This is a genomic window from Pseudomonas sp. R2-60-08W (assembly GCF_003852335.1).
In the GTDB taxonomy this organism is placed as follows: domain Bacteria; phylum Pseudomonadota; class Gammaproteobacteria; order Pseudomonadales; family Pseudomonadaceae; genus Aquipseudomonas.
Genome location: NZ_CP027731.1, coordinates 701,758 through 727,734 on the forward strand (window position 1 = coordinate 701,758; position 25,977 = coordinate 727,734).

Annotated in this window: 25 protein-coding genes; 6 read left to right on the forward strand and 19 right to left on the reverse strand. The window is 63.2% G+C overall.

All coding sequences use genetic code 11. The features are described 5' to 3' along the window. The 14 genes from ureA to C4J90_RS03055 all read right to left on the reverse strand — a co-directional run bounded on the left by ureA (window position 1) and on the right by C4J90_RS03055 (window position 12,714). Window positions 1-303 (reverse strand): urease subunit gamma, encoded by a 303-nt coding sequence (gene ureA / locus C4J90_RS02990; protein ID WP_003171437.1) that lies wholly within the window; start codon window positions 301-303, stop codon window positions 1-3. A gap of 144 nt (window positions 304-447) precedes the next feature. Further along, window positions 448-1,287 carry an urease accessory protein UreD gene (locus C4J90_RS02995; protein ID WP_124419184.1) on the reverse strand — a complete coding sequence of 280 codons (840 nt, stop codon included), beginning with the start codon at window positions 1,285-1,287 and terminating at the stop codon, window positions 448-450. A gap of 31 nt (window positions 1,288-1,318) precedes the next feature. Beyond that, a complete protein-coding gene (gene urtE, locus C4J90_RS03000) occupies window positions 1,319-2,017 on the reverse strand; it encodes an urea ABC transporter ATP-binding subunit UrtE (protein WP_124419185.1) in 699 nt (232 codons plus the stop codon). A gap of 68 nt (window positions 2,018-2,085) precedes the next feature. Continuing rightward, window positions 2,086-2,919: an urea ABC transporter ATP-binding protein UrtD gene (gene urtD / locus C4J90_RS03005; protein WP_164484508.1), complete on the reverse strand. Its 834-nt coding sequence runs from the start codon at window positions 2,917-2,919 to the stop codon at window positions 2,086-2,088. Continuing rightward, complete coding sequence (gene urtC / locus C4J90_RS03010; protein ID WP_124419186.1) at window positions 2,916-3,983, reverse strand: urea ABC transporter permease subunit UrtC; 1,068 nt, start codon at window positions 3,981-3,983, stop codon at window positions 2,916-2,918. The genes urtD and urtC overlap by 4 nt, the downstream gene beginning before the upstream one ends. Next, window positions 3,983-5,485 (reverse strand): urea ABC transporter permease subunit UrtB, encoded by a 1,503-nt coding sequence (urtB, locus tag C4J90_RS03015; RefSeq protein ID WP_124419187.1) that lies wholly within the window; start codon window positions 5,483-5,485, stop codon window positions 3,983-3,985. Before urtB ends, urtC begins: the two co-directional genes overlap by 1 nt. Before the next feature lie 75 nt (window positions 5,486-5,560). After that, the gene (urtA, locus tag C4J90_RS03020; RefSeq protein WP_124361074.1) at window positions 5,561-6,826 is read right to left on the reverse strand and encodes an urea ABC transporter substrate-binding protein; all 1,266 of its coding nucleotides are present in this window, start codon (window positions 6,824-6,826) and stop codon (window positions 5,561-5,563) included. 219 nt (window positions 6,827-7,045) lie between these two features. Next, window positions 7,046-8,407 carry a PepSY domain-containing protein gene (locus C4J90_RS03025; protein WP_124419188.1) on the reverse strand — a complete coding sequence of 454 codons (1,362 nt, stop codon included), beginning with the start codon at window positions 8,405-8,407 and terminating at the stop codon, window positions 7,046-7,048. Between the two features lie 140 nt (window positions 8,408-8,547). Next, window positions 8,548-10,608: a TonB-dependent copper receptor gene (locus C4J90_RS03030; protein ID WP_124419189.1), complete on the reverse strand. Its 2,061-nt coding sequence runs from the start codon at window positions 10,606-10,608 to the stop codon at window positions 8,548-8,550. A gap of 93 nt (window positions 10,609-10,701) precedes the next feature. Continuing rightward, window positions 10,702-11,091: a DUF2946 domain-containing protein gene (locus C4J90_RS03035; protein ID WP_124406175.1), complete on the reverse strand. Its 390-nt coding sequence runs from the start codon at window positions 11,089-11,091 to the stop codon at window positions 10,702-10,704. A gap of 10 nt (window positions 11,092-11,101) precedes the next feature. Then, window positions 11,102-11,584 (reverse strand): copper chaperone PCu(A)C, encoded by a 483-nt coding sequence (locus C4J90_RS03040; protein ID WP_124361078.1) that lies wholly within the window; start codon window positions 11,582-11,584, stop codon window positions 11,102-11,104. Window positions 11,585-11,631: 47 nt separating this feature from the next. Next, a complete protein-coding gene (locus C4J90_RS03045) occupies window positions 11,632-12,024 on the reverse strand; it encodes a DUF2946 domain-containing protein (protein ID WP_124419190.1) in 393 nt (130 codons plus the stop codon). Between the two features lie 97 nt (window positions 12,025-12,121). Beyond that, on the reverse strand, window positions 12,122-12,409 hold the full coding sequence (locus tag C4J90_RS03050; RefSeq protein ID WP_124361080.1) for an addiction module antidote protein: 288 nt from the start codon (window positions 12,407-12,409) through the stop codon (window positions 12,122-12,124). Continuing rightward, window positions 12,406-12,714 carry a type II toxin-antitoxin system RelE/ParE family toxin gene (locus C4J90_RS03055; protein WP_124419191.1) on the reverse strand — a complete coding sequence of 103 codons (309 nt, stop codon included), beginning with the start codon at window positions 12,712-12,714 and terminating at the stop codon, window positions 12,406-12,408. Before C4J90_RS03055 ends, C4J90_RS03050 begins: the two co-directional genes overlap by 4 nt. Before the next feature lie 555 nt (window positions 12,715-13,269). Between C4J90_RS03055 and C4J90_RS03060 the strand changes: the two genes are divergently transcribed. Further along, window positions 13,270-13,518 carry a DUF6124 family protein gene (locus tag C4J90_RS03060; RefSeq protein WP_124361082.1) on the forward strand — a complete coding sequence of 83 codons (249 nt, stop codon included), beginning with the start codon at window positions 13,270-13,272 and terminating at the stop codon, window positions 13,516-13,518. A 118-nt stretch (window positions 13,519-13,636) separates the two neighbouring features. Here the strand turns inward: C4J90_RS03060 and C4J90_RS03065 are convergent, their stop codons facing one another. Beyond that, the gene (locus C4J90_RS03065; RefSeq protein WP_124419192.1) at window positions 13,637-14,356 is read right to left on the reverse strand and encodes a cobalt-precorrin-6A reductase; all 720 of its coding nucleotides are present in this window, start codon (window positions 14,354-14,356) and stop codon (window positions 13,637-13,639) included. Next, a complete protein-coding gene (cbiE, locus tag C4J90_RS03070; RefSeq protein ID WP_124419193.1) occupies window positions 14,353-15,558 on the reverse strand; it encodes a precorrin-6y C5,15-methyltransferase (decarboxylating) subunit CbiE in 1,206 nt (401 codons plus the stop codon). The genes C4J90_RS03065 and cbiE overlap by 4 nt, the downstream gene beginning before the upstream one ends. A 38-nt stretch (window positions 15,559-15,596) precedes the next feature. Between cbiE and cobG the strand changes: the two genes are divergently transcribed. From cobG to C4J90_RS03095, 5 genes are all read left to right on the forward strand, one after another. Next, entirely contained in the window at window positions 15,597-16,943 is a 1,347-nt protein-coding gene (gene cobG, locus C4J90_RS03075; protein ID WP_124419194.1) for a precorrin-3B synthase, read from the forward strand. Then, entirely contained in the window at window positions 16,936-17,562 is a 627-nt protein-coding gene (locus C4J90_RS03080) for a precorrin-8X methylmutase (protein ID WP_124361086.1), read from the forward strand. Before cobG ends, C4J90_RS03080 begins: the two co-directional genes overlap by 8 nt. Further along, on the forward strand, window positions 17,562-18,293 hold the full coding sequence (locus C4J90_RS03085) for a precorrin-2 C(20)-methyltransferase (RefSeq protein WP_124419195.1): 732 nt from the start codon (window positions 17,562-17,564) through the stop codon (window positions 18,291-18,293). Before C4J90_RS03080 ends, C4J90_RS03085 begins: the two co-directional genes overlap by 1 nt. After that, window positions 18,293-19,930 carry a precorrin-3B C(17)-methyltransferase gene (gene cobJ / locus C4J90_RS03090; RefSeq protein WP_124419196.1) on the forward strand — a complete coding sequence of 546 codons (1,638 nt, stop codon included), beginning with the start codon at window positions 18,293-18,295 and terminating at the stop codon, window positions 19,928-19,930. The genes C4J90_RS03085 and cobJ overlap by 1 nt, the downstream gene beginning before the upstream one ends. A 237-nt stretch (window positions 19,931-20,167) precedes the next feature. Further along, window positions 20,168-20,947: a hypothetical protein gene (locus C4J90_RS03095; RefSeq protein ID WP_124413728.1), complete on the forward strand. Its 780-nt coding sequence runs from the start codon at window positions 20,168-20,170 to the stop codon at window positions 20,945-20,947. On the opposite strand, the gene C4J90_RS03100 is transcribed toward C4J90_RS03095, so the two are convergent. From C4J90_RS03100 to purD, 3 genes are all read right to left on the reverse strand, one after another. Then, complete coding sequence (locus C4J90_RS03100; protein WP_124419197.1) at window positions 20,944-21,540, reverse strand: MarC family protein; 597 nt, start codon at window positions 21,538-21,540, stop codon at window positions 20,944-20,946. The genes C4J90_RS03095 and C4J90_RS03100 overlap by 4 nt on opposite strands. A 203-nt stretch (window positions 21,541-21,743) precedes the next feature. Further along, on the reverse strand, window positions 21,744-24,515 hold the full coding sequence (locus tag C4J90_RS03105) for a hybrid sensor histidine kinase/response regulator (protein ID WP_124413729.1): 2,772 nt from the start codon (window positions 24,513-24,515) through the stop codon (window positions 21,744-21,746). A 99-nt stretch (window positions 24,516-24,614) separates the two neighbouring features. Then, window positions 24,615-25,907 (reverse strand): phosphoribosylamine--glycine ligase, encoded by a 1,293-nt coding sequence (gene purD / locus C4J90_RS03110; protein WP_124419198.1) that lies wholly within the window; start codon window positions 25,905-25,907, stop codon window positions 24,615-24,617. Window positions 25,908-25,977: the final 70 nt, after the last annotated feature.

The window sequence follows — 25,977 nt, forward strand, 5'->3', positions numbered from 1 at the left end:
TCACGCAATGGGTTGATGGACAGTGACCAGCTTGGTGCCGTCCGGGAAGGTGGCTTCGACCTGGATGTCCGGGATCATTTCCGGAATGCCTTCCATCACTTGCTCACGGCTGAGCAGGGTCGTGCCGTAGTGCATCAGGTCGGCCACGGTGCGGCCATCGCGGGCGCCTTCCATCAGCGCGGCGGAAATATAGGCGATGGTTTCCGGGTAGTTGAGCTTCACCCCACGCGCCAGGCGGCGTTCGGCTACCAGGCCGGCGGTGAAGATCAGCAGTTTGTCTTTTTCCCGTGGGGTCAAATCCATGGTTCAGTCCGTCGTGAAATACATTCATAAATACAAGGAGATCAAGTGTGGGAGGGGGCTTGCTCCCGATAGCGGTGGGTCAGTAGCAGATGCATTGCCTGACACTCAGCTATCGGGAGCAAGCCCCCTCCCACAGTTTGATCTTCATGTGCTCCAGATTCTGGGTGATACCGCTTCGCGGCCCAATACGGCGGGGCGCAACAGCCGCCACAAATCAATCAACCATCCCCGTGCCAGCAGCGCTTCGCTGGCCAGGCAGCGAGCAACCAGCAAACCGGGCAGTTGGGTCAAATCGCCGCGCACCGCGTGGGGCAGTGAGCGGCAGTGTTCGAGCAATTGAGCATCGATTTCACCGGTCACCAGGAGTGTGGCAAACACCGGTTGCCCATCCAGCCCGATAGGCGAATCCAGCAACCCATCGCCGCCCACAATGCGCTGGCGCTCATGCCAGAGCAACTGGCCGTCGCGACGGATATCAAGGTGCGATTGAAAGTGGCCGAGGTCGAACCGCTCGCCGCTGGCCGGGCGCCCGAGGGCGACCACGTCCCAGTAGAACAACCGCGCATCGCCGTGCAGTTCGATGCGCGTGCTCAGTTCGGCCTGGGCGGCGCTGAATACGATGGTTTCCTGGGGCAGCCATTCCAGGGTCGCGCCGGCCTCCACGCGCAAATTCAACTGCTGAAACGCCGGGCCGCTGGCGCGGTACCACTTGGCCGCGCCGGGGCTGGTCAACTGTGCCCAGGCGCCTTGGGCAACCTGCGCGCTGATGTCGAGGCGATCACCGCCGGCAATGCCGCCCGGCGGGTGCACGATGATGTGCTGGCACACCTCGGGGCCTTCGGCGTACAGGTGTTTTTGCACGCGCAGCGGGCCGAGGTGGCGGCGCAGCACCGGGCGTGTGGTGTCGCCGAAACGCGCATAGCCGAGTTCCAGCTCGGCGCGCCAGCTGAGGGTGAACAGGGCAGGGGTAACGGGCAGGTTCATGGTTTTGTGCTTATCGTTAGGACGCTACAGATTAGATGGTTACCAGCCCGCGTACACCTTCGCTTTGCATATTTTCACCCCGGCCCTGCTGCACGATTTCGCCACGGGACATCACCAGGTACTGGTCGGCCAGCTCAGCGGCAAAGTCGTAGAACTGCTCCACCAGGAGAATCGCCATGTCACCGCGTGCCGCGAGTTTCTTGATCACCGCGCCGATTTCCTTGATCACCGAGGGCTGAATGCCTTCGGTGGGCTCATCGAGAATCAACAACCGCGGGCGACTCGCCAAGGCGCGGCCGATGGCCAACTGTTGCTGCTGGCCGCCGGACAAATCCCCTCCGCGCCGGTGCTTCATCTGCAGCAGCACCGGGAACAGCTCGTAGATAAAGGCCGGCACTTCCTTGGCTTGGGCACCGGGGAAGCGCGAAAGGCCCATCAGCAGGTTTTCTTCCACCGTCAGCCGGCCGAAAATTTCCCGGCCTTGGGGCACGTAGGCAATGCCAGCATGTACGCGCTGATGCGGCTTGAACCCGGTGATCGGCTTGCCCTCCCAGTTCACCGCGCCTTCCTTGGCCGGCAGCAGGCCCATCAGGCACTTGAGCAGGGTTGTCTTGCCCACACCGTTACGGCCGAGCAGGCAGGTGACTTCGCCGATCTTCACGTCAAACGACAGACCGCGCAGGATATGGCTACCGCCGTAGTACTGGTGCAGCTTGTCGACTTGCAGCATTCTCAAACCTCCTAATGAAACGACGCGGAGCGTCCAGGGCGGCATTCCCACGCGGAGCGTGGGAACGATCAGCGACCGAGGTAGACCTCGATCACCCGCTCATTTTCCTGCACCTGTTCCAGCGACCCCTCGGCCAGCACGCTGCCCTGGTGCAACACGGTGACGTGGTCGGCAATCGAGCCGACAAAGCCCATGTCATGCTCCACCACCATCAACGAATGCTTGCCCGCCAGGCCCTTGAACAGTTCGGCGGTGAATTCGGTTTCGGCATCGGTCATGCCCGCCACCGGTTCGTCCAGCAGCAACAGTTGCGGGTCCTGCATCAGCAGCATGCCGATCTCCAGAAACTGCTTCTGCCCGTGGGACAGCAACCCGGCCGGGCGCTGTGCCGAGGCCGTGAGGCGGATGGTGTCGAGCACTTCATCGATGCGGTCTTTCTGCTCGCCGCTCAAGCGCGCGCGCAGGCTGGCCCAGACGGACTTGTCGGTCTTCTGCGCCAGCTCGAGGTTTTCGAACACCGTGAGGGCTTCGAACACCGTGGGTTTCTGGAACTTGCGGCCGATACCCGCCTGGGCGATCTGCACTTCGCTCATGCCGGTCAGGTCCAGGGTTTCGCCGAACCAGGCCTTGCCGTGGCTGGGCCGGGTCTTGCCGGTGATCACATCCATCAGCGTGGTTTTGCCTGCGCCGTTGGGGCCGATGATGCAGCGCAGCTCGCCGACGCCGATGTACAGGTTGAGGTCGTTCAAGGCCTTGAAGCCATCGAAGCTGACGCTGATGTCCTCCAGGGTCAGGATGGTGCCGTGGCGGGTGTTCAGGCCTTTGCCCGCAGCCTGGCCGATGCCGATGGCCTCGCGGCCGCTGCCCGCGTCGAAAATAGGTTCAAGCATGACGTTCCTCATTTCTTCAGCAGGCCGATAACGCCCTTGGGCAGGTACAGGGTGACCAGAATGAACAACGCCCCGAGGAAGAACAGCCAGTATTCCGGAAAGGCCACGGTGAACCAGCTCTTCATGCCATTGACCACGCCGGCGCCGAGCAACGGGCCGATCAAGGTGCCACGCCCGCCCAGGGCCACCCACACGGCGGCTTCGATGGAGTTGGTCGGCGACATTTCGCTGGGGTTGATAATGCCCACTTGCGGCACATACAACGCCCCCGCCAAGCCGCACAACACTGCGCTCAATACCCACACGAACAGCTTGAAGCCGCGCGGGTCATAGCCGCAGAACATCAGGCGGTTTTCCGCATCACGCAAGGCGGTGAGCACCCGGCCGAACTTGCTGCGGGCCAGGCGCCAGCCGAGGTACAGGCTCGTCACCAGCAGCAGCACCGTGGCCACGAACAGCACCGCCCGCGTGCCCGGCTCGGTGATGCCGAAGCCCAAGATGCTGCGGAAATTGGTAAAGCCGTTGTTGCCGCCGAACCCGGTCTCGTTGCGAAAGAACAGCAGCATCCCGGCAAAGGTCAGGGCCTGGGTCATGATCGAGAAATACACGCCCTTGATCCGCGAGCGGAAGGCGAAGAAGCCGAACACCAGAGCCAGCAACCCCGGCGCCAGCACCACCAGGCACAGCGCCCACCAGAAGTGTTGGGTGCCCGCCCAGTACCAGGGCAATTCGGTCCACGACAAAAAGGTCATGAACGCCGGCAACGCATCGCCGGACGCCTGGCGCATCAGGTACATGCCCATCGCATAACCGCCCAGGGCGAAGAACAAACCGTGGCCCAGGGACAACATCCCGGCGTAGCCCCACACCAGGTCGAGCGCCAGGGCGACGATGGCATAGCAGAGGATCTTGCCTACCAGCGTCAAGGTGTAGGCGGAGATATGAAAGACGTTTTCCGCCGGCAACAGCGACAGCAACGGCAGCGCCAGCAGCACCGCGAGCAGGATCGCGCCGACGGTGATCGTCACCTTGGGGCCGGCTTTCTGTGCGGCCGTAAGCATCAATGGCTGGTTCATCAGTCGATCACCCGTCCTTTCAGTGCGAAGAGTCCTTGCGGGCGTTTCTGGATAAACAGAATGATCAGCGCGAGGATCAGGATCTTGCCGAGCACGGCGCCGATCTGCGGTTCAAGAATCTTGTTGGCGATGCCCAGGCCGAAGGCCGCCGTGACGCTGCCGGCAAGCTGGCCCACACCGCCAAGCACCACCACCAGGAACGAGTCGATGATGTAGCTCTGGCCCAGGTCCGGGCCGACGTTGCCGATCTGGCTCAGGGCGACGCCGCCCAGCCCCGCGATGCCGGAGCCCAAGCCAAAGGCGAGCATGTCCACCCGCCCGGTCGGCACACCGCAGCAGGCGGCCATGTTGCGGTTCTGGGTGACGGCGCGCACGTTGAGACCCAGGCGCGTCTTGTTCAGCAACAGCCAGGTCAGCACCACCACGAACAGCGCAAAGGCAATGATCACCAGGCGGTTGTACGGCAGCACAAGATTGGGCAGCACCTGAATGCCCCCGGACAGCCAGGCGGGGTTGGACACTTCGACGTTCTGTGCGCCGAACACCAACCGCACCAGTTGGATCAGCATCAGGCTGATGCCCCAGGTGGCGAGCAGGGTTTCCAGCGGGCGGCCATACAGGTGACGAATCACCGTACGCTCCAGCGCCATGCCGATCGCGGCCGTGACAAAGAACGCCACCGGCAGCGCGATCAGCGGGTAGAACTCGATGGCCTGGGGCACGTAGCGCTGCATCAGCAACTGCACGACATAGGTGGAATAGGCGCCGAGCATCAGCATTTCGCCGTGGGCCATATTGATCACCCCCAGCAGGCCGAAGGTGATCGCCAGGCCCAGGGCCGCGAGCAACAGAATCGAGCCCAGCGACATACCGCTGAAGGCTTGGCCGAGGATTTCCCCGACCATCAATTTGCGTTTGACCTGGGCCAGGCTGGTTTCGGCGGCGGTGTGCACGGTGGCATCGGTTTCGACGCCGGGCGCGAGCAACGTCTCCAGGCGCGTGCGGGCCAGTGGGTCACCGGTGTTGCCGAGCAAGCGCACGGCGGCCAGGCGCACCACCGGGTCGCTGTCGACCAGTTGCAGGTTGGCCAGGGCCAGGCTGAGGGCGCTGTGCACTTGCTCATCGGGCTCGGTGGCGAGCTGCTGGTCGAGGAATTTAAGCTGGGCCGGCACCGCGCTTTTTTGCAGGGTACGCGCCGCATCAAGGCGTACCTTGGGGTCGGCCGCGAGCAGTCGCTGGCTGGCCTGTACATTCTCGATCAGGCCGCGCAGGCGGTTGTTCAGGCGTACGGTCTTGGTTTCACCGTTGACGGTGAGTTGGCCTTGTTGCAGTGCGTCCACCAGTTCGATGCGCGCCGGGTCTGGCTGGGCGGCCCAGTCCTGAAGGAGCTTGGCTTGCTGCGCCGGGTTGGCGTTGATGAAGTCTTCGGCATCGCTGGCGTGTGCGGCCAAAGGCAGCAACAGCAGCAAGGCGAGTAAATAGCGATTGAGGGCAGCGGGCATAAACAAGTGTCCTAGTCATGCACGGACAGTGTGGGAGGGAGCAAGCCCCCTCCCACATTTGGCCTGTGGTGGGGCTTAGTTGCTCTTCACTGCGTAATCGGGCTTTTTGTCATTGCCCGGAATGTACGGGCTCCACGGTTGTGCACGGATCGGCTCATTGGTCTGCCACACCACCGAGAACTGCCCGTCAGCCTGGATTTCGCCGATCATCACCGGCTTGTGCAGGTGGTGGTTGGTCTTGTCCATGGTCAGGGTGAAGCCGGACGGTGCGGCGAAGGTCTGGCCGGCCAGGGCTTCACGCACTTTGTCGACATCGGTGGACTTGGCCTTTTCCGCCGCCTGCGCCCACATGTGGATGCCCACGTAGGTGGCTTCCATCGGGTCGTTGGTCACGGCCTTGTCTGCGCCTGGCAGGTTGTGTTTCTTGGCGTAGGCTTTCCAGTCGGCCACGAACTTCTGGTTCACCGGGTTCTCCACCGACTGGAAGTAGTTCCAGGCCGCGAGGTTGCCCACCAGTGGCTTGGTGTCGATGCCGCGCAGCTCCTCTTCACCCACGGAGAACGCCACTACCGGTACCTCGGTCGCCTTCAGGCCCTGGTTGGCCAGTTCCTTGTAGAACGGCACGTTGGAGTCGCCGTTCACGGTGGAAATCACTGCGGTCTTGCCGCCGGCGGAGAACTTCTTGATGTTGGCGACGATGGTCTGGTAGTCGCTGTGGCCGAACGGGGTGTAGACCTCTTCGATGTCTTTGTCCGCCACGCCTTTGGAATGCAGGAACGAGCGCAGGATCTTGTTGGTGGTGCGCGGGTACACATAGTCGGTGCCCAGCAGGAAGAAGCGCTTGGCGCCGCCGCCTTCTTCGCTCATGAGGTACTCCACCGCCGGGATCGCCTGCTGGTTCGGCGCCGCGCCGGTGTAGAACACATTCGGCGACATCTCTTCGCCTTCGTATTGCACCGGGTAGAACAGCAGGCCGTTGAGCTCTTCGAACACCGGCAAGACCGATTTACGCGACACCGAGGTCCAGCAACCGAACACCACGGCGACCTTGTCCTGGGTCAGCAACTGGCGGCCTTTTTCAGCGAACAGCGGCCAGTTGGACGCGGGGTCGACCACCACCGGCTCAAGCATCTTGCCGTTCACACCGCCCTTGGCGTTGATCTCGTCGATGGTCATCAGCGCCATGTCCTTGAGCGAGGTTTCGGAGATCGCCATGGTCCCGGACAACGAGTGCAGGATGCCGACCTTGATGGTCTCGGCGGCCTGGAGGGTCCAGGTCATGCCCATGGCGGCAATGGATGCCGACAAAGTGAAAGCCTTGATCAAGCTGCGACGCTTCATGGTGCGATCTCCGTAAAACCGATAGTTTTTGTTGGGCAGATACACACGACTTTGCAAGGGCTGTGCCTGCTACGCGAGGCACAGGATTACAGGCGGGTTCGGGAGGCGCTCAGGCACAGTGGCGCACCAGCATGGCGCCACATTCCGTTGCTGAGTGCACGGCAAGCTTCAAAACAGGGCGTTGCGCAACAGGCCGTGCCGGCAGTGCGCAACCCAGTCCTACGCGGTGACGCTGACCCGTGAAAGGAGCAGGCGGTCCAGCACCCATACGACGATCAACGAAGCGCCTACCAACGGGAAAATGATTGCCAGGCCGAGCATGATCGCCATGGCGGTTTTCCACCTGGGCAAATCATGACGCAGGGGCGGTACACCCAGCCCGCCCTGCGGCCGGCGCTTCCACCAGATCACCACGCCACTCACCGCGCTGAGCAGGATCATCAGGCAGATCACCAGCACGATCAGTTGGTTGACCCAGCCGAACATCTTGCCTTCGTGCAGCATCACGCCGGTTTCGGTGGCGCGTGCGACGCCGTTGTAATGTGCCCAGCGCACGTCGGCGAGCACCTTGCCGGTGTACTGGTCCACATGCAGCGTGGCGTCGTTACGTGGGTCGTCGGCGAACACCGCGACAGTGAACACGCCCGTGGCCGTGGTGGGGAAGGTGATGCTGTAGCCGGGCTCGACCTGGCGCGCCGTGGCCAGGTCGACCACCTGTTGCAGGCTGACGGTGGGCGCGGCGGGGCCTGCATGCATGGCGCCGTGGTTCATGTGTTCGGCATGATCGCCCGACATCGGCATCGGTGTGTTTTCCATCGCCCAGGGCACGGTTTGCTGGCTGGCGGTATTGAGGCTGCGCGCCTGCTGGTCCGATTGCGGCACGTTGTTCCACATCGCTGACGGGAAGGTGTTCCACAGGTCGGCGTATTGCTTGCCCCAGAACCCTGTCCAGGTCATGCCGCTGAGCAGCATCACCAGCAGGAATGCCGCGCCCCAGAAACCGGCGACGGCGTGCAGGTCGCGCCAGAACAACCGTCCTCGGCTGCCCAGGCGTGGCCATAACACGCCCGCCGATGACTGACCGCGCGGCCACCACAGGTACAGGCCGGACACCACCAGCATCACGCCCCAACCGGCAGCGAGCTCAATCAGGCGGTCACCCGTGGTGCCGATCATCAGCTCGCCATGCAGGGCGCGGGCGATGGCTTGCAGGTTGTTCTTGGCGTCCTGCTCACCGAGCACGGTGCCGCGATACGGGTCAACGAATACAGTGATTTCGCGGCCTTGGTGTTGCATCACGAACTGCGCGCTGCTGATGGCGTCGGCGGGCGGCAGGTATTTGCTGATCGCGGCCTGAGGGTAAGCGGCCTTGGCCCGTTGCAGTTGCGCGTCGGCGCTCAGTGCCTGCGCGGCGGCGGGCACTTTGAGCAGATCGCCGTATATCAGCGGGTCGAGCTGGGGTTTGAACAGGTAGATGATGCCAGTCAGGGCCAGCAGCACCATGAAGGGGGCGACGAAGAGCCCGGCGTAGAAGTGCCAGCGCCAGGCCAGGTTGTAGAAGGAGATTTTTTGAGTGGTCATCGAGGGCTCCGCAAGGCTTTGGTTTATTTGTGTCAGTTACACCGCCATCGGGGGCAAGCCCCCTCCCACACTTGACTGTGTTCACAAGGCTCAATCTGTGAACCCGATCCAATGTGGGAGGGGGCTTGCCCCCGATGCTTTTAGAAGCTCATATCCACCTTGGTCCAGAGGGTGCGCCCCGGCTCCTTGATGGCTTGCGGGTCGCTTGCCGGGTAACCGAACCCGGCGTTGCCGGCCAGGTTCAAATGCTCGGCATAAGCCTTGCCGAACAGATTGTCGACACCGGTACTGACCTTGAAGTTTTTATTGATGCGGTACGCCGCGTTCAGTGAGAACACACCAAAACCGCCGCTCTTGTCGAAGTCCTTGCCGACCACATTGCCCTTGTTCGGGTCGATACGGTTTTGCGCCGCGACCACGCGCCACAAGGCCCCGGCGCTCCAATCAGCTTCGCTGTAGGTCAGGCCCAGGCGCGCATCCAGCGGCGGCATCTGTGGCAGTGCCTTGCCGTCGCTGCTGTTCTTGCCCCAGGCGTAGGCGAGGCTGGCGTCGGCTTTCCAGTGTTGCGTCAGTGTGTAGGCCGCACCCAGTTCACCGCCCATGATGCGCGCGTCGACATTGCGCGCCTGGGAGGTGGTGCCCGTCATGCCGGGCCGGTAGTCGAACAGGATGAAGTCGCGCACCTGGCCGACGTAAGCCGAGGCCCAGGCTTGCAAGTCGGCGGTTTTGTATTGCGCGCCGACATCCAGCTGGGTGGTCTTCTCGGGCTTTACGCCGTCGAAGGCATTGGCCGAGCCGACCGCGCCGGTGTTGGGGGAAAACAGCTCCCAGTAATCCGGGAAGCGTTCGGCGTGACCCACGCCTGCATACAGCGTGGTGGGGGTGTCCGCCAGGTCGTGCTCGTAGCGCACAAAGCCTGACGGCAAGGTATCGGCGCGGTTGTCGCCGGCGGTCGGGTTGGGGCGCGACATCATTCCCGAGCCAGTGCGTTGGCGAAAATCCTTGGCCGAGGCGCGGTCCAGGCGTGCGCCGGTGATCAGGCGGTCGCGGTCGGCGGCGTACCAGGTCAGCTCGCCAAATACGCCGTAGTTGTGGAAGTTGGCGTCCTTGTCGCGCGGCAGGTCCTTGTAGGTGTCGACGCCCATGCTGCTGCGCGCGCGGTGTTCGTTGGTCTGCGCGTCCAGGCCGCCGATCAACTGCACATCGGCCCAGCGCCACGTGGCCTTGACCCTTGCACCGAGGGTGCGGCGGTCGACGTTGGAGGCCATGGGCCCGGCCATCATGCCGGTGCCGGACGGTACGCGCAGGCTGTAGTTGTCCATCACGTGGTCGGCGTAGTTGTAGTAGACCTGGGCCTCAAGCTTATCCAGCACCTCGCCGAGGTTGGACTTCTCGAAGCGCAGCCCCAGGCTTTCGCGCAGGAACTGCGACCCGTCCATGCCGCGCCCGGCGTAACGTGCCTCGCCATCGCCACGGCCGGCGGTGAGCTCGAGCAGCGTATCCGCGTCGGGGGTGAAGCCGACAGCGACGTCGCCGTTCCATTTGTCATAGCGCGACGCGACCGTGTCGTTGTTGCCGTCCTTATAATCGTCGGCGTGGGCCTGGTTGCCGATCACCCGCACATAGCCCAGCGGCCCGCCGGCAGCGGCATCGATGACCTTGTCGAAACGGCCGTTGGAACCGGCCAATACGCTGGCGTTGAGCCGCGTGCCCAGCTCGCCGAAGTGTTCCGGCTCACGCTCGAACAGCACGGTGCCGGCTGACGCACCGGGGCCCCATAGCACGGTTTGCGGGCCCTTGATCACGGTGAGCTTGTCGTAGGTTTCCGGCGAGATGTACGAGGTGGGCGCATCCATCCGGCCGGGGCAGGCACCGAGCATCATGCCGCCGTTGGTGAGGATATTCAGGCGCGAGCCGAACATGCCGCGCAGCACCGGGTCGCCATTGGTGCCGCCGTTGCGTACCAGAGCGAAACCGGGGATGGTCTTGAGGTAGTCGCCACCATCGCTGGCGGGCACTGGCTGGCGTGGGTCTTTCGGGTTGGTGACAACGGTGAGTGGCGAGCTGGGGGCGATCGCGGTGATCACCGTGGGGCTCAACTCGTGTTCCTCCGCGTGGGCCTGCGAAGCAAGCAGTGCGCCGCACAGTACGGCAAAAACAGGGGCAACCCCCAAACGGGTGTCGACAGGAAACCTGGACATGAAAAATTCCATCAATCAATCGTAAACGACACGGCCAGCAGCCTGCGGCTGTCTGTTTAAAGTCGGCCGGTGTGAAGTAACGCTATGAGGGGCTTACGAGGCGATGGGCGGCGCACGACTGCGGGCGCCGGGGAAGATGCTTTGCCGGGCATGGCCCAGGCGCGGGGCGGGGGGAAGGGCGTTGGCGGGCGGCGGGGCGTCGAGGGCGATGAAGGACACGCCGCCGGGCAGGGCTGGGCAACTGAAGAGCAGGCTGCAATAGCCGCACTTTTCCCAGAGTACGTGGTGCTCGTCGGGGGCCTTGGTGGGCTTGGGCTCGCCATGGCAGCTCGGCATGTCCATCGACATACCGGCGTGATGATCCATCGGCATCGCTTGGGAAATCAGCGGGCCGATAAAGATCATCAGCATGGCGAACAGGCTGATCCAACTGCCACGCATCAGGCGTGGGCGTGGAGACAACCTGGCGCGAGAGGCGCCCATCAAGGTCAGCCTATTGGGCGTGCTGATGCGCGTGGGCGGCCACCGGCGGCGTTTTCTGCACCGATACGTTCACGTCGACCTTGCCGGCCTTCTCAAAGGTCAGGGTCAGCGGGAACTGCTTGCCGTCGGCCAACAGGCTGCGGTCTTTAAGGCCCAGCAGCATGACGTGGTAAGCCATCGGCGCGAAGGTCAGCTCGCCCTTGGCCGGCACGGCGACGCTGGGCACCTGGCGCATCTTCATCAGGTCGCCTTGCATCACATGCTCGTGCAGCTCGGCTTTTTCGGCGACGCTGGTTTCGACGCTGAGCAAACGGTCCGGGGAAGCGCCGGTGTTATGAATCACGAAGTACGCCGCAACGGTGGGCGCATTCGGCGGCAATTCCTGGGACCAGGGATCGCTGACCAACAGGTCGCCGACCTTGTAGTCATCGGCATTGGCGGCACTGAACACCGGCAGCAGCAACGCCGCCAGAAGCAGGGAAGATTTGAGCATGGCAGTTCTCCAGAACAGTTCTAAACGCAGTTCACTTGCGAAGCAGATCAGACCGTTGGAGAGGCGCGGGGGTTGAGGCTCGGCCATTGCTGGCGTGGCGTGGGGTTTTGCAGTGCAGGCGCCGGCAGGCTGCGCAGGGCCTCGAACCGTGTGACATACAGCTGCGGCACATGCCCCGGCAACGCTACCCACGATGCCGAACCTGAGCAACACCAGCAATGCTGCATGGCAGAGTGATCATCCGGCGCCGCGGGAACCTCCAGCGTGCTCAGGGCGAGCGTCTGCAGGCTGGCGCCGTTGGACGAGCAGAAACTGCCCCACATCAGACGCTTGACCGGGTCATCCACCTGCTGCATCGCGCTGGCCAGCGGCATGGCAAACGCGTTGAACAGCACTGCAAGGCAGGCGATCCAGGCAATTGCAAAGCGTTGACGGGCCATGGCGGATAATCCGTAGGGTTAAACGATCAGGCGGGTATTTAGCCTGATCGGGGGGGATAAGTAAAAAGGGGCGGTGTGGTTTGGTGTCGCAGTGCTATCAGATCGCCGTGGCGTGAAGCTTGAGGCCCAACGCCTTCATGACCTTCATGATAGTCGCGAACTCGGGATTGCCGGCGCTGGAGAGGGCTTTGTACAGACTTTCTCGTCCGAGGCCGGCATCGCGGGCTACCTGCGTCATGCCTTGGGCGCGGGCTATGTTGTTAAGAGCTGAACGAATCAGCACGCCGTCACCGGCATCTTCTTCGAAGGAGGCTTCAAGATATTCAGCCATGTCCTCCGGGGTCTTGAGATGCTCGGCTATGTCAAAATCCTTAAATTGAATCATGAGTCACCGCTCCTTTCCAAATTGATCTGCATGTGTTTTGCACGCTGGATATCGCGTTTTTGCGTCGATTTATCGCCACCTATCAACAGCAGGTAAACCAGCTCACCTATGCGCGTGAAATACACCCGGTAGCCTGGGCCATAGTGGATGCGCATTTCCGATACGCCATGCCCTACGGTTTCGCAGTCTCCAAAATTGCCCCTCATCGCGTTATCCAATCTGACCAGCACACGACCACGGGCGGGTCTGCCGCGTGACGAATCTAGCCACTCCTGAAACTCGACGGATCTCTTGAATCGAATCATCTTTGATCGTATTCCTTGGGATACAAGATGGCAAGTTGCGACGCGCTGCAAAGGCAGTGCATCCCCATCGCGGGCGCTGAGGCAAAACCGCGAGAGCGGAGGGTAGAGCGCAGGGTTTTGGCTGAGCCAGCCAGCGGGTTCGGAAGGGTTTGTAGGATGAATCGCCTTGTTGAGGGCGTAGCCAAGCGATCAGCGTTTTTCCAATTCGATCATTCCCACGCTCTGCGTGGGAATGCCGCCCAGGACGCTCTGCGTCTGCTCAAACAGAAATTTCCGACAAGGATTTGAGGTTGTCCCTAGGAAACTCAATCTCTAGTCTCCGTACACCGCTGCAAACTCAGCGGTCGGGCGTCGCGGCTCGGATTGATTAAGCATTGCCTCCTTTCAGTTGACGCTTTTTTATCGTCTACTGTGCGGCGCTATGGTGGCTGTGCGCGGGATACCTTCGGGTATGCCGGCTTCCTTAATCTCCGGTCCGCGAACCTGCGCACAGCTGCCACCCCCATCGCATCGCGGCGATTAGTTGGCAGCTCCACTTAGATTAAGGAGCTTCACATGATCAAACCCACCCCCAATCCCCCCATCCGGCTGTTCACCGTGGCCGACGGCATCAGCACCGAAGACCTGCTGGTCAACCTCAGCGAAACACTCGCCTCGGCCAATGCGCTGAGTTGCGACATTGCCTTTAACCTGGAAGGCGCGCCACGCGAGGAATTGCTGGGCGTTGCGCAGTTGATCGAGCTTGCGCAGTTGTTGGCTGATCGTGTGAACGATGTCGGGCAGGCCACAGCGGCAGGCAGCTGATAACCCAGTCCAAATGTGGGAGGGGGCTTGCCCCCGATTGCAGTGGATCAGCCAATAAGTCTGTGTCTGACACGCCGCACTCGGGGGCAAGCCCCCTCCCACATTGGACCGGTGTTGTTCAGTGAGCGTGGATGGCCTCTAAGGCCGCTGCCACTGTGATGAACTCCCGATCCACCACCGCCAACACCGGCCGCTTCACCACCAATACCGGCACCCCCCGTTCCCGCGCCACTTCCAGCTTCGGCTCGGTGGCTGTGCTGCCACTGTTCTTGCTGATCAGCACATCAATCCGGTGCCGTTCAAACAGCGCACGCTCGTCTTCAATCAGGAACGGCCCACGTGCGCCAATCACTTCACAGCGCGCATTGCCCGGATACACCTCCAGCGCGCGCAGCGTCCAGAACTGTTCGGCGGGGATTTCTGCGAGGTGCTGCAGCGGCTCACGGCCCAAGGTAAACAGCGGGCGCCTGAAGGGTTTCAGCGCTTCGATCAGCTCGGCCCAATCGGAAACTTCACGCCAATCGTCACCGGCCTGCGGCTGCCATGCCGGTCGGCGCAACGCCCAGCAGGGCACACCGCACAACTGCGCCGCCCGCGCCGCGTTCTGGCTGATCTGCGCTGCATAAGGATGGGTCGCGTCGAGGATCAGGCTGATCCCCGCATCCCGAACAAACTGCGCCAAGCCCTCAGCGCCACCGTAACCGCCGACCCGCACTTGGCAGGTCAGATTGGTCGGCACACGTCCCACGCCCGCCAGGCTGTAGATATGTTCCGGCCCTAACGTCCGCGCGATGGCCAGCGCTTCGGTCACACCGCCCAGCAACAGAATCCGTTTCATAGCGGCTTGACCACTTCCAGCAAGGTAATCGGCAGCGCCTGGCGCCAGGTATCGAACTCTCCCAGCGGCTGGGCCTGGGCCACATGGACGCGCGTCAGTTCGCCGCCGTGCTCGGCGCGCCAGTTCATCAGGGTCATTTCGCTTTGCAGGGTTACGGCGTTGGCGACGAGTCGACCGCCGGGGCGCAGCTGTTGCCAACAGCTGTCAAGCACGCCGTCGCGGGTGACGCCGCCGCCGATGAAGATGGCGTCGGGTGTCGGCAAGCCATGCAAGGCGTCCGGGGCGGTGCCGCGTACCAGGTGCAGGCCGGGCACGCCGAGGGCGTCGCGATTGTGTTCGATCAAGTCTTGGCGGCCTGCGTCGGCTTCAATCGCCAGTGCGCGGCAACTGGGATGAGTGCGCATCCATTCGATACCGATGGAACCGCTGCCCGCACCTACATCCCACAGCAGCTCGCCCGGCATGGGGGCCAGGCGCGCGAGGGTCATGGCGCGCACATCGCGTTTGGTCAGTTGGCCGTCGTGCTTAAAGGCGCTATCCGGCAAGCCTGCCAGGCGCGACAGGCGTGGCGTGTCGGGAGAGGCCAGGCACTCGATGGCGACCAGGTTCAGATCGGCGGCCGAGTGGTGCTGCCAATCCTCGGCCAGGCCGTCGATACGTCGCTCATTCGCCCCGCCCAAGTGTTCAAAGACGCTCAATCGGCTCGGCCCGAACCCGGCCTCGGTCAACACCGCCGCGATCAACGCAGGGCTGCCACCGTCATTACTCAGCACTAACACGCGCACACCGCTGGCCAGATGCGCGTTGATCGCCGCGACGGGCCGCGCCACCACGGATAACGTCACCACGTCCTGTAACGGCCAGCCCAAACGCGCGGCTGCAAGGGATACCGACGACGGCGCGGGCACAATCAGCAACTCTTGCGACGCAATCTGTCGTGCCAGGCTGGCGCCCACGCCATAGAACATCGGATCGCCACTGGCCAATACGCACACCGGTTCACCGCGCCGCGCCAGTACCGGTTCCAGGGAGAACGGGCTCGGCCACAACTCGCGCTCACCGCGAATGCACACCGGCAACAGGTCCAACTGGCGCTGCGCCCCTATAATCCGCGTGGCGCGCAACAAGGCGTGCCGGGCGTTTCTGCCCAGGCCCTTGAAGCCGTCTTCACCGATGCCTACTACCGTCAGCCAGGGCGACATATCAATTCCTTGAACGACATCCGACGGGCAGGCTTTTCATGCCGTCGGACAAAGCAGGCATAATACCGCGCCTTTACCCGTCAACCGGAAGCCCCGTGAAGCCAACGCCCGCTCTGAATACCTTGCGCCCCTCGGCTTGTCCGGGGTTGTTGCGCATCGTCCAGGCGTTGGACGGCGGTATTTGTCGGATCAAACTGGCCGGTGGCTCGATCACCGCGGCCCAGGCCAACGCCGTGGCGGACGCTGCCCAGGCGTACGCGGGCGGGGTGATCGAGGCGACCAACCGCGCCAACCTGCAGATTCGCGGGATCGGCGCCGAGCAGGAGGCCTTGATCGCGATGCTGCTGGCGGCAGGCCTCGGCCCGAGCAATGCGGGCGGTGATGACGTGCGCAACCTAATGCTCAGCCCCAGCGCCGGCATCGACCCACAGATGCTGTTCGACACCCGCCCCCTGGCCGGGCAGATCCTCGCCACCCTGGAAAACCATCCACGCTTTCATGAGCTGTCGGCCAAATTCGCCGTGCAGCTGGATGGCTTCGAGGCCTTGGCGATGCTCGAACATCATCACGATCTGTGGCTGTCGGCCTTCGAACAGGCGGGTGAAACCCTGCTCGCGTTCGGCCTGGCCGGCTGTCCTGGCCTGAATGCACCGTTGGCCGCTGTGCGCTTGGACCAAGGCCATGCGCTGGTGGTGGCCGTGCTCGAAGCCTTTCTCGACCTGGCCACGCCGGAACAAACGCGCATGCGCCATCTGGCTGTGGATAACTTACTGAGCCGCCTGCGCCTGCCGCTACTGCCTGCGAATGGCTTCAACCGCCCGGCCAGCAGCGCTTCGGGCCATCTGGGCAGTTATCCACAGCGCCAGCAAGACCGGTTCTATGTCACCGCCGCCGCGCCATTGGGCCGCCTGGATTCGGCGATGCTCAAGGGCGCTGCACAGCTGGCCTGCGAGTATGGCGACGCCACCTTGCGGTTCACCCCTTGGCAGGGCGTGCTGCTGCCTAACCTCACACAGCCAGGCGTGGTGACCGAACAGTTGGCGCAACTGGGCTTTCTCTGCGCCGCCGACCAACCCCTGGCGCGCATGATCGCCTGTACCGGTTCCAGCGGCTGCGGCAAAGGCTTGTCGGATACCAAAACCGACGCCGTGCAATTGGCCGGCCTGCGACCGGGTCACGCTGTTCACTTGTCCGGCTGCCCGCGCTCCTGCGCCGCCGCACACACTGCGCCGGTCACCTTGCTGGCGGTGAGCCCCGGCCACTACGACCTCTATTTTAGCGACGCTGCTCATCCAGGTTTTGGCCGGCTGCACGCGCGCACTCTTTCTATTGACGCGGCGGGCGCCTTGCTGCGCGCTCGCCCACGGAGCAACACCGATGATTGATTACATCCGCGACGGTCAGGAGATCTATCGCAACTCCTTCGCCATCATTCGCGCGGAGGCGAACCTGGCGCGTATCCCGGCGGATCTGGAGAAACTCGCGGTGCGGGTGATTCATGCATGCGGCATGGTCGAGGCCATCGACGGCCTGCAATTTTCCGACGGCGCAGGCAAGGCCGGGCGCGACGCGCTCGCGGCGGGCGCACCGATTTTATGCGATGCGCGGATGGTCTCCGAAGGCGTGACCCGTGCGCGCCTGCCGGCCAACAACAAGGTGATCTGCACCCTGCGTGACGACAGCGTGCCGGAACTGGCGCGCGAGCTTGGCAACACACGCTCCGCCGCTGCCCTGGAACTTTGGCGCCCGCATTTGGCCGGCAGCGTGGTAGTGATCGGCAACGCACCGACCGCCTTGTTCTACCTGTTGGAAATGCTCGACGCCGGCGCGCCGAAACCGGCGTTGATCCTTGGTTTTCCGGTGGGTTTCGTCGGTGCCGCCGAATCCAAGGCGATGCTCGCCGCCGACAGCCGGGGTGTGCCGTTCGTGATCATGCAGGGCCGCTTGGGTGGCAGCGCCATGGCCGCCGCCGCCGTCAATGCGCTCGCCACGGAGGTTGAATAATGCCTGCACGCGGACGTCTGATCGGCCTGGGTGTAGGCCCCGGCGACCCGGAACTGATCACCCTCAAGGCCCTGCGCCTGCTGCGCGAATCGCCGGTGGTGGCGTACTTCGTGGCCAAGGGCAAGAAGGGCAATGCCTTCGGCATCATCGAAGACCACCTGGTGCCCCAGCAAACCCTGATGCCGCTGGTGTACCCGGTGACCACCGAGGCGCTGCCGGCGCCGCTGTCCTATGAGCAAGTGATCAGCGATTTCTACGACACGGCCAGCGTCGGCGTGGCCGCGCACCTGGATGCCGGTCGCGATGTGGCGGTGATCTGCGAAGGCGACCCGTTCTTCTACGGCTCCTACATGTACCTGCATGACCGCCTCGCCGAACGCTATGAGGCGCAGGTCATCCCGGGCGTGTGTTCGATGCTGGGCGGTGCTTCGGTATTGGGCGCGCCGCTGGTGTATCGCAATCAGAGCCTGTCGGTGCTCTCTGGCGTGTTGCCCCACGATGACCTCAAGCGCCGGCTGGCGGATGCGGATGCGGCGGTGATCATGAAGCTGGGGCGCAACTTTCCCAAGGTGCGCCAGGTATTGGAAGAACTCGGTCTGGCCGGGCGCGCGCTGTACGTGGAGCGCGCCACTATGGCCAATCAGAAAATTGTGCCGCTGGATCAGGTGGAGCCGATGTCGTCGCCGTATTTCTCGTTGATCATCGTGCCCGGTGAACGGTGGCAAGGTTGATGAGCCCGGCGATTGTCATTCTGGGCCAGGGCAGCCTGGCGACCGCGCGCAGGATCCAGCAACTTTACCCGGCTGCGCTGATCCATGGCCTGGACGGTCGGGTTGAGGGTGCAGACCAACGCTACAGCGAATTCGGCGCCACCCTGCGCCAGCTCTACCAGCAAGGCACGCCGCTGATTGCGCTGTGCGCCGCCGGTATCGTCATCCGCACCCTCGCGCCGCTCTTGCTCGAAAAAGGCGAGGAGCCGGCCGTGCTGGCCGTCGCCGAAGACGGCAGCGCCGTGGTGCCGCTACTGGGCGGCCTGGGCGGCTTGAATGTGATGGCGCGGGAGATTGCCGCCGCGTTGGGCGTGGCAGCGGCGATCACCACCAGTGGCGAGTTGCGGTTCGGCACCTGCCTGCTCAACCCGCCCACGGGCTATGCGTTGGCGGACCTGGAGCTGGGCAAGCGCTTTGTCTCGGACCTGCTGGCCGGTGAAAGCGTGCGCATCGAAGGCGCGGCGCCCTGGCTGGAGCAGGCCAATTTGCCGCAGGATCCGCAGGCACGCCTGGCGATTCATGTGGGCAGTGCCGAGCGTACGCCTGCCGCCAACGAATTGCTGATCTACCCGAAGACGGTGTGCGTCACCTGCAAGCCCGGTGCGCACCTGGCGGCACGTGTGCGCACGGCCTTGCAGGAGGCGGGCGTTGCCGTGCAAGCGCTGGCGTGCCTGCTGGCGAGCGACACGCAGATGGCCGAAGCCTCGTTGCATGAGGCCGCGTCGGAGTTGGGTGTGCCGCTGCGGTTTGCCAAGCTTGAGCCGCACGCGGACATCACCCTCAGCGTGGCCGAGCAGCCGGTGGATGTGTCACAGGTAGGCCGCCCGCGTGGCCGTCTCGCCGTGATCGGCCTTGGCCCTGGCGCCGCTGACTTGATGGTGCCGGCCGTCAAGGCCGAGTTGGCGCGCTGCACCGATGTGCTGGGCTACGAAACCTACGTGCGCATGGCCGGGCCGTTCCGTGACGACCAGGTGCAGCATTGCACGGACAACCGCGAAGAAATGCAACGCGCACGTCACGCCTTCGAACTGGCCGCCCAAGGGCGCTCGGTGGTGGTGGTGTCGTCTGGCGACCCCGGTGTATTCGCCATGGCCGCTGCGGTGATCGAGGCGTTGCATGAGTCCAGCGACCCAGCCTGGCATCAGGTCGACCTGCAGATCCTGCCTGGCGTCTCGGCTTCCCTGGCCACCGCTGCCCAGGCGGGCGCGCCGCTGGGGCATGATTTCTGTGTGATGTCGCTGTCGGATAACCTCAAGCCCTGGTCGATCATCGAAAAGCGTCTGGAGCTCGCGTCCCAGGCCGACCTGGCGCTGGCGTTCTACAACCCGATTTCCCGTGCGCGCCCGTGGCAACTGGGGCGTGCGCTGGAGATCGTCGCCCAGCACCGCACGCCTGAAACACCGGTGGTACTGGGCCGTGATATCGGTCGCCCCGGCCAGACGCTACGCGTCACCACGCTGGGCCAGCTCACCCCGGACCAGGTGGATATGCGCACCATGGTGCTGGTCGGCTCGTCCACCACCTGCACCTTTGCGCGTGCCGGCGGCGGGGAGTGGGTGTACACACCGCGCTGGTACGGCGGTAAACCCGCCTCCTGAAAACACCTCGGCGGCGGTCTGAAAGCTCCGAATGACTCAAGGATTTTCCTGTAGTCGTCCGGGGCTTTTTCTTTTTTTCACGGCGAAACCATGAAGCCCTTCGTGCATGCCGCGCTATTGCTGGACGGCGCGCTTGGCCGAGCCGCGCCAAGGGATGTTTGTCGTCTGGAAAGCCTGTCGGTCAGTGGACTAGTGTGGTTACAAGCCCCGAGTCGGGGTGTACGTGGAGAATTGGAAATGGAGCGACATCACAGAAGGATCAACAGTACCAAAAGGCGCAAGTTGATTGCCGCCTACAAATTGCCGGGTGCGCCAGGCACGCACGCGGCTTTACCGCTGGACACCGAAGATGACTGCAATGCGGCGGTGGTCAACAACGGCGTGATTTCCTTTGCCGAGGGGTTGTCCGGGCTTAACCGCGAGTACATCCGCAAAAGCTACCTGTTGGCCAGCAGTTATGTGAGCGATGTATTAAAGGTTCATCGGGGCACCGAGGCCTGGTACGACGAATTTATCAAGGTCATGGTCAGCCTCGGCTGGTTGCCGTTGCGTAGCAGTTTTGAGCGAGTTTCACGCGTCGGCGAGGGGCTGACGGTGCAACTGGCAGCACTGAATATCATCGGCGCGGTGCTCGCTTCGATGTCGTTGTCGGGGCCGCTGCTCAGCCTGCTGCCGAAACTGGCTGCGGATGCGCTGGAAGCCTTGAAGCAACAGCCGGCGTCGTTCGATTTGTTCAAGCGCAACAGCAGCGTGCACCAGGGCGGTGACTTTGGCGTGGCGTCCTGCGCGCAAACCAATGGCGAAGTGATGATGGTGCTGGTGACCTACAGCAGCCGTGGCGTGAGTAAACAGGTGGGTTTGCCGTTCCTTGAATGGGACAGCTCATCGTTCGAGGCCTTCAGCGGGCAGACCTGCCTGGTGCTGAATACCTCGGTGGTCAACGAGAAGACCCTTCAACTGATGCGTGACAGCGCGGGCGACAAGGTGCAGTCGGCCATTGCCAAATACCGGATCTAGGTCACCAGATAACCGCGCACCCCGGTAAAGATAATTTGCGCGGCCAGGGCACACGCGAACAACCCCATCAACCGGCTGACAATCTGCAAGCCCTGGTCGCCGAGAATGCGTTCGATCCGATTGGACAGGTACAGCACCACGCCCACGGTAAGGCTGGCCAGGGCGATGCTGAGGATGGCGGTGAGCTTGTCGTCCCAATGGGGCTGGCTCACGCCCATCACCAGCAGCGCGCCGATGGTGCCGGGGCCGACCGTCAGCGGGATGGTCAGCGGTACGATGGTCACGTCCTGCTGCACATTATCGGTCTGCACCGCCGACTTGCCCTGAGCCATGCCCAGGGCAGAGATAAACAGCACGCTGCCGGCACCGATGCGAAAGGCATCCACGGTAATACCGAACACACTGAAAATCACCCGACCGAACAGGTACAGCAGCACGCTCGATACCAGCGTCGCCAACGCGACTTTCCACGCCAGGCGCCGCCGCTCCTTGCTGGAATAACCACGGGTCAGGCTGATAAAGCAGGACAGCACAAAGAACGGGCTATAGAGCACCAGCATCTTCAGGTAAACGCTGAACAACACATGGAGCATGAGGGGCGGCTCGCGGGTGGTGGAAGTGTGGAGGAGTCTATCAGGCGCCAGAGATCAAATGTGGGAGGGGGCTGATCGTTCCCACGCGCTGATCGTTCCCACGCTCCGCGTGGGAATGCATCCGGTGACGCTCCGCGTCACGCCAGGAGCAAGACGCAGAGCGTCCCCGGCGACGTTTCCACGCGGAGCGTGGGAACGATCAGTCAGGAGGGGGCGTGCTCTGGTCGCTGTTGGCGCTGCGCCACCCAGAATTCCACCAGTTCACGCAACTGCGACAGCTCCACCGGCTTGGCCATATGCCCATCCATCCCGGCCTGGCGCGCACGTTCCTTGTGTTCCGAAAGAATGTGCGCGGTCAGCGCCACCACCGGCGTGCGTACGCGTTGGTGGCTGACTTCCCACGCGCGCAGTTGCTGGGTGGCGGAGAAACCATCGAGGATCGGCATTTCACAGTCCATCAACACCAGGTCATAGCGCTGGGCTTTCATCGCCTCCAACGCTTCTTCGCCGTTGCTGGCGGTGTCCGGGTTGAGGTTGAGCTTGCCGAGCATGCCACGTATCACTTTGGTGGAGATGCTGTTGTCTTCGGCCACCAGGATGCGGAAGTCGCTGGGCACCGTAATCACTGCCGGGGCGGCTGGAGCGGGGCGAGGGTGGGTCAAGCCTTTGCTGCGTTGGGCCAGTTCGTCGGCCAGGGTGGTCTTGAGCGTATAGCCGGCCACCGGTTTGGCCAGGATGCGTTTGATCCCGCAGTTGCGCGCGATGATCTTGCTCGGCGCGTTGCTGATGCCCGTGAGCATGATCAGCAGGATATCGTGGTTCAGGCTCGGGTCTTCCTTGATCTTCGCCGCCAGTTGCATGCCGGTCATGCCGGGCATGTTCTGGTCCAGGAGCACCACGTCGAAGTAATCGCGCAGGTGCGCCTTGGTACGCAACAGGGCCAGGGCCTCCTTGCCGGAAGCCACGGCGCTGACGTTCAGGCCCCAGGCCGAGCATTGCTGCAACAGCACCTTGCGGCAGGTGTCGTTGTCGTCCACCACCAGTACTCGTGCGTCCTTGAGCGGGCCGTCGAGATCGGAGGTCGGGTGCTCGAGGCGTTCCGGGTCCAGCGGCAGGGTCAGCCACAGCGTGCTGCCTTGGTGACTGCCGCTCTTGATACCGAACTCGCCGTTCATCAACAGGATCAACTGACGCGCGATAACCAGGCCCAGATGGCCACTCAAGCGTGTCGCCGAGAGGAAGTTCTTGCTGTGCAGTTCACTGTGCAGCAGGGCGTCGCGTTCGGCGGCTTCCATCGGTACGCCGCTGTCTTGTACCGCAATGCGCAGGCGCGGCACGGTGCTGCGTTCGTCGAGGGCCACGACGATCAGCACTTCGCCCTCGTCGGTTTTGTGCAGGGCGTTTTCCAGCAGGCTCAACAACGCCTGGCGCAGGCGTGTCGGATCACCGCTGATCACGCGCGGCACCTGGGGCTGGATGAAGCTGATCAGCTCGACATTCTGCTGCTCGGCCTTGGCGCGGAAGATGCTCAGGCAGTCGTCGATCAGCGCGTTGAGGTCGAACTGCACATCATCGAGTTCGATCTGTCCCGACTCGAGCTTGGAGATGTCGAGGATTTCGTTGATCAGCGTGAGCAACTCGTTACCGGCGCTGTGGATAGTCTGCACATAGTCGCGTTGTTTCACCGACAACGGCGTGCCCAGCAGCAACTCAGTCATGCCCAGCACGCCGTTCATGGGGGTGCGGATTTCGTGGCTGATCTTCGCCAGGAATTCGGCCTTGGCGGCAATTTCGGCGTTGCTGGCGGCCAGGTCGCGGCTGAGGCTGAAGCGGGTTTCGACAATGGCGCGCTGGCGCTCGCCGAGGGCCAGGCTCATCAACAGGCCGCTGAGGCAGATAAACGTGAGCAGGGTCACGATCAGGCCTTGCGGTGCCACCAGCGTGAGGCCGAGCAGGGCGGGCAGAATGATCAGCGTGCCGATGTTGAACACCACCATGCCGGCCACGAACAGGCGCGCCGGGCGATAGCCTCTTTGCCAGTGATAGGCCGAGACAAACAGCATGCTCAGGCCGGCCAGCGCGACCAGGGCGTAGGTGATGATGTTCAACGGCAAGGTGTTGACGAACAACAGCAACAGGCCGCACAGCACGATCAACAAGATGTCGGCCATCAACAGTTTGTTCAGCGGGTGTGGGCCCAGGGGCATGAAGAAACGGTAGGCAAACATCAGCCCGCACGGCGCGGTCAGCAGCAGCGCGAGGTAGGCGCCTGGGGTCTGGATCGCATGCCAATTCGGCAGCCACGGCCCCACCACGTTGAGCAACAGCGCCAGGCTGAGCATCAACAGCACTTCGCAGGCCGCCAGCCACAGGCTGCTGCGCGAGCGGTGGTAGGCGAAGCGTGTGAGGTTATGCAGGATCAGCATCAGCAGCACGCCGAACAACAGGCCATAGAGCAGCGTCTGGTTCTGGTTGGCGGCGGCCAGTACGGCGGGTTCCAGCGTGATGTAAGGGCGTAGCTCGTGCTCCGACACCAGGCGCAGGTACACCTCGAGCGGGCGCTGGCTCTGCGGCATCGGGAGCATGAAGTCACTGCTCGGCAGCGGGCGCTCGGCCTGGGGCTGGCGCGTGCCGGTGGTTTGTTGTTCCACCAGGGTATCGCCATCCAGCACATACAGGCTCAGGTGCGACAGGTCCGGCGCGAACACCCGCAGCACTTGTTCATGCTTGCCGGGTTGCAGCTTGAAGCGTACCCACAACGCACCGTCCGGCTGCGCGGCGGTAATCCGGTCCAGTTCGATGGGGCTGAATTGATTGGTGTAGCGGGCGGAGCGGATATCGCTCAGTTGCAGGTCGGCCTGTTCATCAAGCAATACTGCCCAACCACTGCCTTGCGCAGCGGCTTGAGCCGGGGCCAGGCAGAGCAAGGTCAGCAGGCTGACTGTAAAAGCTAAGGCGATCCTGAGCCAGCGCAAGGCGAAGTCCCTTCGTAGGTGAATGCACGGGTTAACTATGCGCGGGGGCATGAGTACGGCAAGGGCCAGAGGCCCTTACCTACCCGAACGGATAGCTACTCAGTTGCTCTCGCCACGTTCACGGGCAATGGCGCGGTAACCGATGTCGGTGCGATAGAAGCAGCCTTTCCAGTCGATTTTCGCGGCCAGTTTGTACGCCTGTTGCTGCGCGGCGTCGACACTGGCGCCCATCGCGGTGGCGCACAGCACGCGGCCACCGGCGGTGACGACCTTGCCGTCCTTCAGCGCGGTGCCAGCATGAAATACCTTGCCTTCCAGCGCTGCTGCCGCCTCCAGGCCCTCGATCACATCGCCCTTGGCGTAATCGGCAGGGTAGCCACCGGCCGCCAGCACGATACCGACGCTCGGACGTGGGTCCCACTGGGCTTCGACCTTGTCCAGGGCCTGGGCCAGCGCGGCTTCCACCAGCAGCACCAGGCTCGACTGCAGGCGCAGCATCACCGGCTGGGTTTCCGGGTCGCCAAAGCGGCAGTTGAACTCGATGACTTTCGGGTTACCGGCTTTGTCGATCATCAGGCCGGCGTAGAGGAAGCCGGTGTAGACGTTGCCTTCGTCGGCCATGCCGCGCACGGTCGGCCAGATCACCAGGTCCATGACGCGCTGGTGCACGTCGGCGGTGACCACCGGCGCCGGGGAGTAAGCCCCCATGCCGCCGGTGTTCGGGCCGCTGTCGCCGTTGCCGACGCGCTTGTGGTCCTGGCTGGTGGCCATTGGCAGTACGTTCTTGCCGTCGACCATCACGATGAAGCTGGCTTCTTCGCCGTCGAGGAATTCTTCGATTACCACGCGCGAACCGGCGTCACCAAAGGCGTTGCCGGCGAGCATGTCGCGCACGGCATCCTCGGCTTCCTGCAGGGTCATGGCGACGATCACGCCTTTACCCGCAGCGAGGCCGTCGGCCTTGATCACGATCGGCGCGCCTTTTTCACGCAGGTAAGCCAGGGCCGGCTCGATCTCGGTGAAGTTCTGGTAGTCGGCAGTCGGGATCTTGTGGCGCGCCAGGAAATCCTTGGTGAAAGCTTTCGAACCTTCCAATTGAGCGGCGCCGGCGGTCGGCCCGAAGCAATCCAGGCCACGGCTGCGGAACAGGTCGACGACGCCGGCCACCAGCGGCACTTCCGGGCCGACGATGGTCAGGGAGACGTTTTTCTCGGCGAAATCTGCCAACTGCTCAAGCGCCAGCACGTCGATAGCGACGTTCTCGCACTTGGCTTCAATGGCGGTACCGGCATTACCCGGTGCGACGAAAACTTTCTGGACGCGTGGGTCCTGGGCAACTTTCCAGGCCAGGGCGTGTTCACGGCCACCGCTGCCAATGATCAAAACATTCATTTCAAAAACCTCGTTAGCATGATCGTTCCCACGCTCTGTGTGGGAATGCAACACGGGACGCTCCGCGTCC